The 12,423-nt window shown below is 43.4% G+C and carries 12 protein-coding genes; 6 read left to right on the top strand and 6 right to left on the bottom strand.

What is annotated here, in order from left to right; genetic code table 11:
* Positions 1-26 precede the first annotated feature (26 nt).
* The 3 genes from infA to aat form a co-directional block, all read right to left on the bottom strand.
* A complete protein-coding gene (gene infA / locus ACYJZR_RS10450; RefSeq protein ID WP_001040192.1) occupies positions 27-245 on the bottom strand; it encodes a translation initiation factor IF-1 in 219 nt (72 codons plus the stop codon).
* Between the two features lie 81 nt (positions 246-326).
* A complete protein-coding gene (locus tag ACYJZR_RS10445) occupies positions 327-1,028 on the bottom strand; it encodes an arginyltransferase (RefSeq protein WP_024699955.1) in 702 nt (233 codons plus the stop codon).
* Positions 1,025-1,735 carry a leucyl/phenylalanyl-tRNA--protein transferase gene (aat, locus tag ACYJZR_RS10440; RefSeq protein ID WP_023585402.1) on the bottom strand — a complete coding sequence of 237 codons (711 nt, stop codon included), beginning with the start codon at positions 1,733-1,735 and terminating at the stop codon, positions 1,025-1,027. Before aat ends, ACYJZR_RS10445 begins: the two co-directional genes overlap by 4 nt.
* 39 nt (positions 1,736-1,774) lie before the next feature.
* Between aat and ACYJZR_RS10435 the strand changes: the two genes are divergently transcribed.
* Entirely contained in the window at positions 1,775-2,251 is a 477-nt protein-coding gene (locus ACYJZR_RS10435; RefSeq protein WP_005495881.1) for an outer membrane lipoprotein, read from the top strand.
* A 161-nt stretch (positions 2,252-2,412) separates the two neighbouring features.
* Positions 2,413-3,693, top strand: coding sequence for a 3-phosphoshikimate 1-carboxyvinyltransferase (gene aroA, locus ACYJZR_RS10430; RefSeq protein WP_005495880.1), 1,281 nt, complete (start codon positions 2,413-2,415; stop codon positions 3,691-3,693).
* A 57-nt stretch (positions 3,694-3,750) separates the two neighbouring features.
* Here aroA and ACYJZR_RS10425 read toward each other — a convergent pair whose 3' ends face one another.
* On the bottom strand, positions 3,751-3,999 hold the full coding sequence (locus tag ACYJZR_RS10425) for a YciN family protein (RefSeq protein ID WP_005495879.1): 249 nt from the start codon (positions 3,997-3,999) through the stop codon (positions 3,751-3,753).
* Positions 4,000-4,464: 465 nt separating this feature from the next.
* Here ACYJZR_RS10425 and topA point away from each other — a divergent pair, with 465 nt between their 5' ends.
* The 4 genes from topA (at position 4,465) to ACYJZR_RS10405 (ending at position 11,282) form a co-directional block, all read left to right on the top strand.
* The gene (gene topA, locus ACYJZR_RS10420; RefSeq protein ID WP_069505358.1) at positions 4,465-7,095 is read left to right on the top strand and encodes a type I DNA topoisomerase; all 2,631 of its coding nucleotides are present in this window, start codon (positions 4,465-4,467) and stop codon (positions 7,093-7,095) included.
* 596 nt (positions 7,096-7,691) lie between these two features.
* Complete coding sequence (gene glgC, locus ACYJZR_RS10415; RefSeq protein ID WP_023585404.1) at positions 7,692-8,909, top strand: glucose-1-phosphate adenylyltransferase; 1,218 nt, start codon at positions 7,692-7,694, stop codon at positions 8,907-8,909.
* A complete protein-coding gene (gene glgA / locus ACYJZR_RS10410) occupies positions 8,899-10,356 on the top strand; it encodes a glycogen synthase GlgA (protein ID WP_025621962.1) in 1,458 nt (485 codons plus the stop codon). The genes glgC and glgA overlap by 11 nt, the downstream gene beginning before the upstream one ends.
* A gap of 122 nt (positions 10,357-10,478) precedes the next feature.
* Positions 10,479-11,282, top strand: a complete 804-nt coding sequence (locus ACYJZR_RS10405) for an alpha/beta fold hydrolase (RefSeq protein ID WP_025629061.1) — start codon at positions 10,479-10,481, stop codon at positions 11,280-11,282.
* Between the two features lie 41 nt (positions 11,283-11,323).
* On the opposite strand, the gene ACYJZR_RS10400 is transcribed toward ACYJZR_RS10405, so the two are convergent.
* Both ACYJZR_RS10400 and ACYJZR_RS10395 read right to left on the bottom strand, forming a co-directional pair.
* On the bottom strand, positions 11,324-11,644 hold the full coding sequence (locus tag ACYJZR_RS10400) for a putative signal transducing protein (protein ID WP_020840338.1): 321 nt from the start codon (positions 11,642-11,644) through the stop codon (positions 11,324-11,326).
* Positions 11,644-12,336: a TVP38/TMEM64 family protein gene (locus ACYJZR_RS10395; protein ID WP_208871028.1), complete on the bottom strand. Its 693-nt coding sequence runs from the start codon at positions 12,334-12,336 to the stop codon at positions 11,644-11,646. Before ACYJZR_RS10395 ends, ACYJZR_RS10400 begins: the two co-directional genes overlap by 1 nt.
* Positions 12,337-12,423 lie beyond the last annotated feature (87 nt).

The raw sequence follows: 12,423 nt of genomic DNA, 5'->3' as shown, positions 1-12,423 counted from the left end.
TTTTATTTGCATCCGAAAATCAAAGATTAACGAGCGCGGAAGACGATGCGGCCTTTTGATAGGTCGTATGGAGTCATCTCTACAGTTACTTTGTCACCCGTTAGGATACGGATGTAGTTCTTGCGCATCTTGCCAGAGATGTGAGCAGTCACAACGTGACCGTTTTCAAGTTCAACACGGAACATAGTGTTTGGTAGAGTGTCAAGGACAGTACCTTGCATCTCGATTACGTCTTCTTTAGCCATTTAATCCTCTTTAGAAATTAGGCAATATTAGCGAGCGTTATTGTGCCGCTAAATAGGAATTATGTAAAGTTGGGGCGTATTCTACCCTTGCCAACGCTGATTTACTAGCCTTTGGTGGCGTTGAAAACGCGTTTTGTAGTTCATTGCTGGACATTCATCAATCTGATAACCCAAATATAGCCACTGCTCGTTATTTTGTTGGCAGTAGTTCACTTGGTACAGCACCGCTAGTGTACCGAGTGAAAGTGGGTAGTCTGGATCAAAAAACGTATAAAACGCGCTAGAACATTGTGTCATCACATCAGTCACCGCTACACCAAGTAGTTGATTTGATTCATCATAGATGTGCAAGAACAACGTTGTCAGCCAAGTCGTTTGTGCAAAACGTGAGAACTCATCTCGCTTGGGAGGGTACATGGTACCGTTTTTGTGTCGCTTGCAAATGTAACGGCTGTAGAGCTCAAACCACTCGGCGTCCATCTCCGTTTTCATCTCCCAACGCAGGTTTTTGGCTTTACTGAGCAGTCGTTTTTGACTTCTAGATAGTACGAAATCAGGTATCGATATGCGAATAGGTTGGCAAGCATGGCAACGCTCGCAATGTGGTTTGTATATTGTATCTCCGCTGCGACGAAAGCCATTAGCCATCAATAGTTGATAGTTTTGTTCAGTATGTAATTCAGCGTCCAATGCCACCGCAACACGCTCTTGTCGCTCCGGTAAATAGCTACAAGGATGGTTGTTGGTTAACCCAATTCGAATGTGTTGTAGATCTGTGCTCATGATTCTGAATCCTGCAAAACTTGGGGCGTAAAGGTGTCAGAAGCCGTTTGCTTTTCTCTTAAAGATAGTAGCTTTTGTATGAACTCGTCTCGGTCAAGCTCAAATGCGCCGAGGGATGCCAAGTGCGGGTTCATCACCTGACAATCTATTAATTGACCATGCTTTGACGCCAAATGCGAACACAAATACCACAATGCGATTTTTGATGCGTTGTCTTTCAAACTGAACATGGACTCACCACAAAAAAGTTGACCCACGCTAATGCCGTATAAACCGCCAACAAGCGTGTTGTCATGCCATACTTCTACTGAGTGGCAATGCCCTAGGTTGGATAGCTGAATATAAGCCGCTTGCATCTCTTCATTCAGCCATGTTTCATCTGCTGGCCGGGTAGACGAGCAAAGTTGAATGACGCGCTCAGTCGCTTGATTTATAGTGACTTTATATTGATGCTTGCGCTGAAACTTTTTAAGACTTTTTGATGGCTTAAACGTTAAAGGATCAAACACCGCACGTGGCGAAGGACTCCACCATAAAATGGGTTCTCCTGGACCATACCAAGGGAAAATACCTTGGTAGTAGCCACTCAAAATTCTATGTGGATCTAAGTCTCCGCCAAAAGCCAACAGACCATTGGGATCTGACAGAGCTTCGTAAGGGGATGGGAAGTTGAACGTTGAATCGAGTTCAGTTAAATAGATTGCCATAGAAAAGTACTGACCAATATCGAACCAGAGGAACTTGTGATGACTCGAGTTAGAAAATTTTTGAAAGTATGTCCTTGGATCATACTGTTTTTACCCCTTTTCGCCAATGCAGCGTACCAAAGGAATGTCGCAAAACCAGTGAATGAAGTGGTGTACGGGAAGATAGATTCAGTGCGTTACATCACTCAACAAGAAGTTGTGCAATCAAAAAGCAACGGTTGGAAAACCCTATTAGGGGCAACCATTGGTGGTTTAGTTGGCAACCAGTTTGGTGGTGGCACGGGTAAAGAGGTAGCCACAGCAGTTGGCGCACTGGCTGGCGCTGCGGTTGCTCAAAACCAAAGTAATTATCAATACACAGTTGAATATAAGTTGGTTGAACTGTTAATTAAAGTTAAAGGCGATAAACTGATCAACGTTATTCAGGATGTTGATAAAAATATGCTGTTTAGCCGAGGGGATGAAGTTCGTATCTTATATTTCGATGATGGAGTGCGCGTAGATTTAGCGTACTGAGTGGGTGTTTTAGCGTCAATTTTATCGTTGACTAATTATTCAGAAATTAGCGCAGATTTGCTCTGGTTTTGTGCTGGTTTTTTCGTTAGTCTGAATCCACGAAGAATTGTTTAGCTCTCACAACAGCGTGAATTGAGAGCACAAAGGATTATCAACTTTTAATGGAAAGCCTAACGTTACAACCGATCAATAAAATTCAAGGGGAAGTGAACCTTCCTGGTTCCAAAAGTGTTTCTAATCGAGCACTTTTACTCGCTGCATTAGCAAAGGGGACGACTCGTCTCACCAACCTTCTCGATAGTGACGACATTCGTCACATGCTAAACGCACTCACTAAACTAGGCGTGAAGTACACATTATCTGCAGATAAAACAGAATGTGTGGTTGAAGGCCTTGGTCGTCCGTTCTCAGTATCAGAACCTGTCGAGCTCTTTCTGGGCAATGCGGGCACAGCCATGCGACCTTTAGCAGCCGCACTTTGTGTTGGCCAAGGTGAATATGTGCTTACTGGCGAGCCTCGTATGAAAGAACGACCAATTGGTCATCTTGTGACTGCATTGCAAGAGGCGGGAGCAGATATTGAATATCTGGAAAACACAAACTACCCACCACTAAAGATTGTCGGTACTGGTCTGAAAGCAGGCACAGTGTCGATTGATGGTTCTATTTCTAGTCAGTTTCTCACGGCTTTTTTGATGTCTGCACCACTTGCCGAAGGCGAAGTGCGTATTAAGATTGAAGGTGATTTGGTATCAAAGCCTTACATTGATATTACGCTGCATATCATGAAGCAGTTCGGTGTCGAAGTGATCAACAACGACTATCAAGAGTTTGTGATTCCAGCTGGTCAGCACTATGTTGCGCCTGGTGATTTTCTTGTGGAAGGGGATGCTTCGTCGGCCTCTTACTTTTTAGCGGCGGCTGCAATCAAAGGTGGTGAAGTCAAAGTAACTGGCATCGGTAAAAATAGCATCCAAGGTGATATTCAATTTGCTGATGCGCTAGAAAAAATGGGCGCAGAGATTGAATGGGGCGATGATTACGTTATTTCCCGCGTCGGGAAGCTTAAGGGCATCGATATGGATTACAACCATATTCCAGATGCAGCAATGACCATCGCGACGACGGCTTTGTTTGCTGAAGGTACCACGGCAATTCGCAATGTTTATAACTGGCGTGTAAAAGAAACCGATCGTTTGTCTGCAATGGCAACAGAGCTTCGTAAAGTTGGTGCGGAAGTGGAAGAAGGTGAGGATTACATCATCGTTAAACCAGTACCTCACCTTAAACATGCGGCTATTGATACCTACGATGATCATCGTATGGCGATGTGCTTTTCTCTGGTGGCGTTAAGCGATACACCAGTGACGATTAATGACCCGAAATGTACGTCCAAAACATTCCCGGATTATTTCGACAAGCTTAAAGCGTTGAGCTGCTAGATCTCTAACTGAAAAGCCAGAGCGATGATGCTCTGGCTTTCTTGTCTTAATTTGCTGTTATTTAATCAGCGTAAATTCTTTAGAAAGGTGATGGGCTAAGTATTTGAACATATTGAATACTGCCGTAGTATTTGCGGTTGGTAAGCCTTTGTCATCAAGGAAGTACTCACCTTTAAATACCAAAACCCCGTCTTTTTCTTCTACGCTTGTCGCTCGCATTCCGTCGATGTAATCATCGTGCTCTTGGATGATTTGGTTTGCGATTAAAAGAAGGTCGAATTCTTCAATAAACTTTCTATCAGACATAACGTTCTCATCATTCATTACAAATTAAAAAAGTGTGGCGAAGTATACCCATATTCTTTAAGGGTTTGCATGATTAATTCCATCGCCACGTTGGTTGATTTGAGGCGAGGGTTAACTCAGTACTGAGGTTACGCGGATACAAAGTGGCTTTCAGCGCAACAACCTAAGGTTGCGCCATATTGACAGAAAATATTTTGTGATGAGTAACAAAATTTATTGCATTGGATTAGCAGCAGCAAAGTTTGCCTGCTTAGATATGCCGCTCAATACCTTTCAGACCCCTGTCTCTTTGAAGTATAAAGACGATGAATTGTCAACCAATCGGATCTGAATTTCAAAAAAGCAGTTGATCTTCTTTTCATCTCGCACAATAGTAAAAAAAGAAGCAATGAAATAGAACACTATGCGGGTGACCTTAAAACGAGGTTTCTACCCGCATTATTATGAAGGACGTTAGAGTCAGTTATGGGTAAATCACTCGTTATAGTGGAGTCTCCAGCCAAGGCAAAGACGATAAATAAGTACCTTGGTAAGGACTTTATTGTTAAGTCTAGTGTTGGTCATGTGCGTGATCTGCCTACGGCCGGTCAAAGCACTGGTGAGAAGAAAGCTGCAGCTATCTCAACAAAAGGGATGAGCGCAGAAGAGAAAGCGCGCGTTAAAAAAGAAAAAGATCGCAAAGCGCTGATCAAAAAAATGGGGATTAACCCATATCATGACTGGGAAGCGAACTATCAGATTCTTCCGGGTAAAGAAAAAGTCGTAAGCGAACTACAAAAATTAGCCAAAGATGCTGATTGCGTTTATCTCGCAACCGATTTGGACCGCGAGGGGGAAGCAATCGCATGGCACCTTCGTGAGATCATCGGTGGCGATGAAGAGCGATACAAACGAGTAGTCTTTAACGAAATTACTAAAAATGCTATCCAACAAGCTTTCCAGACTCCTGGCGAGTTAAATATGGATGGCGTTAATGCGCAGCAAGCTCGTCGATTCATGGACCGCGTTGTAGGTTTCATGGTTTCTCCATTGCTATGGAAGAAAGTGGCACGTGGCCTGTCTGCTGGTCGTGTTCAATCTGTAGCGGTGAAGCTATTGGTAGAACGTGAGCGTGAAATCAACGCATTTGTGCCAGAAGAATTCTGGGATATTCACGCAAATACCAAAACTAAAGATAAGTCAGATTTCAAACTGCTGGTTGCGCAGAAAGATGGCGTTGCGTTTAAGCCTGTTAACGAAACAGAAACTAAGGCAGCCATTTCTGTCCTTGAAAACGCAAGCTACGAAGTGTGTAAGCGCGAAGACCGGCCGACGAAGAGCAAGCCTTCTGCGCCATACATCACATCAACATTGCAGCAAGCGGCAAGTACCCGTCTAGGTTACGGCGTTAAGAAAACCATGATGTTAGCTCAGCGTCTGTATGAAGCGGGTTACATCACATATATGCGTACCGACTCGACTAACTTGAGTGCGGAAGCAGTTGATGCTGTTCGTGACTTCATTGATTCAGAGTTTGGTGACAAGTATCTTCCAGCTAAGCCACTAACGTACGGCAGCAAAGAAGGTGCTCAAGAAGCGCACGAAGCGATTCGTCCATCTGATGTGTCAGTGAAAGCAGAAGACTTGCAAGGTGTAGATGCGGATGCTCACAAGCTTTACTCACTGATCTGGAATCAGTTCGTTGCGTGTCAAATGACACCTGCAGAATATGATTCAACCACAATCAGCGTAAAAGCGGCGGAATACACGCTAAAAGCGAAAGGTCGTATCCTTAAATTTGATGGTTGGACTCGCGTACAGCGTCCAATGGGCAAAAACGAGGACACAATCCTTCCTGCGGTACAACTTGGCGATAAGCTAAGCCTAGAGTCACTTGACCCTAAACAGCACTTTACAAAGCCACCTGCGCGCTTTACGGAAGCGGCATTGGTTAAAGAGTTAGAAAAACGAGGCATTGGTCGTCCTTCGACTTACGCATCGATCATTTCTACTATTCAAGACCGTGGCTACGTAAAAGTAGATCAGCGCCGATTCTACGCTGAAAAAATGGGTGAAATTGTTACTGACCGTCTTGATGACAGCTTCAACGATTTAATGAACTACGACTTTACTGCGCGTATGGAACAGAAACTGGACCAAATCGCAGAAGGTGAAGTGAACTGGAAAGCAGTACTCGACAACTTCTTTGCGGATTTCACTGGTGACCTAGAAAAAGCCGAGTTAGACGAATCTGAAGGTGGTATGAAGCTAAACCACATTGTGATGACGGATATCGAGTGTCCGACATGTGGTCGCCCTATGGGTATTCGTACCGCTTCTACAGGCGTATTCTTAGGCTGTTCTGGTTACGCATTGCCACCTAAAGAACGTTGTAAGACAACCATTAACTTGGGTGACGAAGAAGGTATTATCAACGTTTTAGAAGAAGACGTTGAAACGGCTGCTCTTCGTGCGAAAAAACGTTGTCCGATCTGTGAAACTGCGATGGACGCGTACTTGATTGATGACAAGCGCAAGATGCACGTTTGTGGTAACAACCCGAACTGTGAAGGCTATGTTGTTGAGTACGGCGAATTCAAAGTGAAAGGCTACGATGGCCCTGTTGTTGAGTGTGACAAGTGTGGCTCAGACATGGTGCTTAAGAACGGCCGCTTTGGTAAATACATGGATTGTACGAGTGAAACTTGTAAGAACACCCGTAAAATCCTGAAGAACGGTGAAGTAGCGCCACCTAAAGAAGATCCTGTGCACTTCCCTGAATTGCCATGTGAAAACTCAGATGCGTACTTCGTGCTTCGTGATGGTGCTTCTGGCCTATTTATGGCGGCAAGCAACTTCCCTAAATCGCGTGAAACAAGAGCACCTCTAGTCTCTGAACTGGCGCGTTTTGAAGAGCGTCTACCAGAGAAGTTTAAGTACCTAACAACGGCTCCTCAAGAGGATCCAGATGGTCGCCCAGCCGTGGTTCGCTTTAGCCGTAAGACGAAAGAGAACTATGTTCGTTCAGAAGACGACGGTAAACCAAGTGGTTGGACTGCACTTTACGTTGATGGTAAGTGGGAAGTCACTGATAAACGTAAAAAAGCGAAAGCTTAAGCTCAACTTGTAAAACAAAGGCAGCAAATACGCTGCCTTTATTTTTATATCTTCCTATCTAAGCGGGTTTCCATCTGCTCCTTTCCCTACCGTTTTTAAGCTCTGTTTTCCCACTTTTAGCGATTTGTTTTGTATGAATCTACAAGTGTCTTTTCTGTAAACAACATTCAGTTGAACTATTCATTTTATATTCACACATTTGTTATATCTTGGTATTTCAAACATGAACTGTAGTTAACGCGTTCGTAAATTGTTTTCACAATGTAATCGCTTACTTGGCCTTGTGTGATCTGGATATCGTCTTGAGCAAGTAACCTTTGTATGCAACACAGAACGGCATATTAAAAATTGTAATTTAGATTCTGGTTGGATAATTTATTACAAAATTAGTGCAATTGTATGCATTTATTTAGCGTCAAAAAATAAGAACAATTTGAATATTTGCATACTGGAAAATGCAATAGCTTTTTTATCTACACTGCAAGGGCTCAATAGAGGCTCAGGTGTAGGTGCAACAATGTATTCGCTTGACTCCCCGAGTTTTACTCATTCAAGTGAGTACTAAATCCAAGCTATAACGATATGGAGAACAACGAATGGCTGGTGTTTTGGGAATGATTCTTGCTGGCGGTGAAGGCTCTCGTTTGAGACCTTTAACTGAATCCCGTAGTAAACCTTCGGTACCTTTTGGTGGAAGTTATCGGCTGATTGATTTCGCTCTAAACAACTTTGTAAATGCGGATTTGATGCGCATTTATGTCCTTACTCAATTTAAATCTCAGTCACTTTTCCATCACTTGAAAAAAGGGTGGAATATTAATGGTATTACTGATCGCTTTATTGACCCAATTCCTGCGCAAATGCGTACGGGTAAGCGTTGGTATGAAGGCACTGCAGATGCTATCTATCAAAACCTACGTTTTATGGAGCTCGAAGAACCGGATCAGGTTTGTATCTTTGGCTCTGACCACATTTACAAGATGGACATCAAGCAGATGCTGAACTTCCATACGGAGAAGAAGGCGTCATTGACGGTGTCTGCACTGCGCATGCCACTAAAAGAAGCTTCTCAGTTTGGTGTAATAGAGGTTGATGCTGAAGGCAGAATGATTGGCTTTGAGGAAAAACCCGTTAATCCAAAATCGATTCCTGGAGAACCAGATTTCGCGTTAGTCTCGATGGGGAACTACGTATTCGAAGCACAAGTTCTATTTTCTGAACTCGTGGAAGATGCAGACAATGAAGCTTCTTCTCATGATTTTGGTAAAGATATCATCCCGAAAATGTTCCCTCGTGGTGACGTTTTTGTCTATGACTTCAGCACCAACAGAATCAGTGGTGAGAAAGAAGAGGTTTACTGGCGTGATGTGGGTACGATTGATGCGTACTGGCAAGCGCACATGGATCTATTGGAAAAAGACGCGCCATTCTCTTTGTACAACCGTAAGTGGCCTCTTCATACCTATTACCCACCATTGCCACCTGCAACGTTTACCGATTCAGACAATGGTCGAGTGCAGATCATCGATAGCTTGGTATGTAATGGCAGCTATGTTCGTGGTTCTCGTATCGAGAAGTCAGTACTTGGATTTCGCAGCAATATTGCATCCGCGTGTGATATTAGCGAATGTATCCTATTAGGTGACGTAAAAATTGGCGAAGGCTGTGTGTTACGTCGTGTTATTGTCGACAAGGATGCCGATATTGCACCTGGCACTCAAATTGGTGTGAATCTTCAAGAAGATAAAAAGCATTTCCATGTGTCGGAAGAGGGCATTGTTGTTATTCCGAAAGGAGCTCGAGTTGGCTACTAACAACTTATCCATTCTGTTTGTAGCTTCTGAGGTTGAAGGTCTTATTAAAAGTGGTGGCTTGGCAGATGTTGCCAAGGCACTGCCGGAAGCCCTTCAAAACCTACAGCAAGATGTAAGAATTACGATTCCTGCGTACACCAGTATCGAAAGATTAGCGGACGCAGAAGTTGTACTAGAAACAAATCTAACGTCATGGCCGCATACAGAATATCGAGTTCTATTGCTTACGTTAGGAAACAATCCTGTCTATCTGATCGATTGTGAGCCGTACTTCAATCGACCATCAATGTATGCAGAGAACAACCAAGCGTATACTGATAATGGTGAACGTTTTGCGTTTTTCAGCGCTGCGTGTCTCGACATGTTGCCGAAGCTGGCGTTTCAACCTGATATCATCCATGCAAATGATTGGCACACAGGGCTGGTTCCGTTTTTGCTTAAGCACAGGTATGGCAATGATCCCTTTTTTGCTCATACAAAAAGCGTCATTTCAATTCATAATGCGGTCTTTAAAGGCGTATTTAGTTATGACGACGTACAGTGTTTGCCTGAGTTTCACTGCCGAAACGTTCCCGATGCTGCGGTGAGTGCAACGCATATTACTATGCTCAAAGCTGGCGTAATGAATGCCGATAAGATAAATGCAGTCAGCCCAACGTACGCTGAAGAGCTAAAGACAGAACTTGGCAGTCATGGAATGGCATGGGAGTTTCAGCAACGAGCAGGGGATCTAGTCGGAATTTTAAATGGTTGCGATTACAGTGCTTGGAATCCGGAAACTGATGTTTATTTGCCAATGAACTATAGTGCCGACAAACAAAGTATGGTTCTAGGTAAAAACACTTGTAAGCGCGCATTACAGCAGAGGCTAAACCTTGCTGAAAAAGACGTAGCCATGTTTGGTATGGTTTGTCGTTTGACTCAGCAAAAAGGCGTGCATTACTTGCTGCCGGCTTTGGCGGATTTTTTGAAGCATGATGTTCAAGTCGTTGTTGTTGGGACGGGTGATCCCGTATTGGCTGCACAATTGGAAGAGGTTGCGGCGCAATTCTCCGACAAGTTTGTATTTGTTGAGGCGTATGACAATGAACTCGCGCATTTAGTTGAAGCTGGTTCGGATTTCTTCTTAATGCCTTCTGAATTCGAACCATGTGGCTTAAATCAGATCTACAGCATGGCTTACGGCACCTTGCCTATTGTGAGAGGGGTAGGTGGCTTAAAAGACAGTGTGAATGATTACGACGTAGACCCTTGCGACGCTACTGGATTTGTATTTTATGAACCGACGTCTCAAGCGCTGCTACTTACTATGCTGCGAGCGTTGCTGTTGTATGCGCAAAACCTGACGGAAGTGCAAAGAGTACAACTGCATGCAATGCAAAAAGATTTCTGCTGGAGGAAGGCCGCAGAATCGTATTTGCAACTCTATCGTTCAGCGTTAAATTGACGCAAGTTTGATAAAAAGTGTAACCAAAGGCACCTATTGAGGTGCCTTTATTACCTTGGCTTTACGGAGTGTGATAGGATTCCGTCACTCTCTATCACAAAGAATCTTACTTATACTGACTCATGACTCAGCCACTGCTTTTTCACAAAACCTATCTGCATCCTACTAGTAATGAGTGGGTTGTTTTCGTGCATGGTGCTGGTGGCAGTTCTTCGATATGGTTTAAACAAATTAAAGCATATAAGCAGCACTTTAATTTGTTGCTGATCGACTTACGAGGACATGGAAAATCCAATCAGCTTTTGAAAGAGTTGATAACTAGTCGTTACACCTTCACGGAAGTGACGCAAGATATATTAAAAGTGCTGGATCACCTCAAAATCCAGTCGGCGCACTTTGTTGGCATGTCGTTGGGTACGATCATTGTTCGAAATTTAGCGGAGTTGTCTTCTGAAAGAGTTCGTTCGATGGTTTTAGGCGGTGCGGTGACACGCTTGAATACGCGTTCGCAGATTTTGGTTAAGTTGGGTAACTTCTGTAAACATATCTTGCCTTATATGTGGTTGTATAAGCTGTTTGCCTACATTGTGATGCCGCAACGAAGTCAGCGTGAATCAAGGCATTTGTTTATTCGAGAAGCAAAGAAGCTGTGCCAAAAAGAGTTTAAACGCTGGTTTATTCTTGCCGCGGATGTAAACCCATTGATGAAGTACTTCAAAGACAGAGAGTTACCTATACCGACATTGTATTTGATGGGTGATAGAGACTATATGTTCATCCAACCGGTGAAAGAGATGGTTGCAGCGCATAAGCTCAGTATCTTGCGTGAAATTCCAAACTGCGGTCATGTCTGCAATGTAGAGCGTCCTGAAGATTTTAACCAACACTCTATCGAATTTATAAAGCAACAAAGTATCGTCGTCTAGCCATCAATATAGACACCTGAAATGCGAGAATAGGGGAACGATCATGGCTCCCCAATTTGATATCCACATTGCCAACACGCACCAAACTGTCCTTCGTTGTGTTCAAGACAATGAGGACATTGCCAGTCTTCATATATGTTTCTTTGTGACTGCTGCCTAAATGCTTCAATAATTGCGTGAGCTTTCAATTGTTGTTCTGGATCTAATAGCCAAACATAAGGATCAGTATCATCGCCAAAAGGAAGCTCACCTTTCAGACCAAAAAGTCCTTCGCCACGCACCTCACAGCATATATCTTCAGTTTTTAATAGTTCACATACGATGTGCGCTTCTGCTGGATTTTTCGCGATAAAGATTTTCATCAAATACTGCCATTTGGCTGAGTAGGGGTTGGTCTGACCTTATTCATAACCCATTTTACGAGTATTGGAAACAGCCCCAGCAAAGCAAAAGATGCTAATACCGTCGGGGATACGATACCAGAAAGGCTATCAATGGTTGCTAACTGAGTACCAGCGTTAAGGTAAACGGCAGTACCAGGGAGCATGCCTATTTGACTGGTTAAATAAAAGCGCGCAATGCTCATAGGTGTTAATCCCATCAGTAGGTTGATGAGGAAAAATGGGAACACTGGAATTAAGCGCAAAGAAAACAGATAAAACGCGCCATCCTTTTTTACTCCTTGGTTAATCGCAACAAGCTTTTCCCCAAATCTCGATTGAACCCAATCCCTAAGCAAATATCGGCTACTCAAGAAAGCTAAGGTCGCACCGATCGTACTGGCAAAAGAAACCAAAAGTAAGCTAAACCAAAACCCAAACAACGCTGCGCCTAGCAAAGTAACCACTGCTGCTCCGGGAATAGAAAATGCGGTAATCGCAACATACGCTAAAAAATACAGCGTGGCGGCATAGACGATGTTGGCTTCGATGAATGAATTGAGTGCTTCTTGCTGCGCTTTTGCGTTTTCAAGCGTTAGATATTGACCAAAATTAGCGCCTAACAAAAGAATGGTGGCAACAAGTATCAGTCCAAAGATAAGTTTTTTATTCATGTGTGCTCCGTTTCTATATCTAGGCTACCGCTTAAAGTATTCATACTGAATATTGTTTTAACAATCTCGTTATCGAAACTAAGTCGT

The sequence above is a fragment of the Vibrio sp. RC2502 genome, from assembly GCF_054850435.1.
This window is presented reverse-complemented; position numbering and strand designations above follow the sequence as displayed.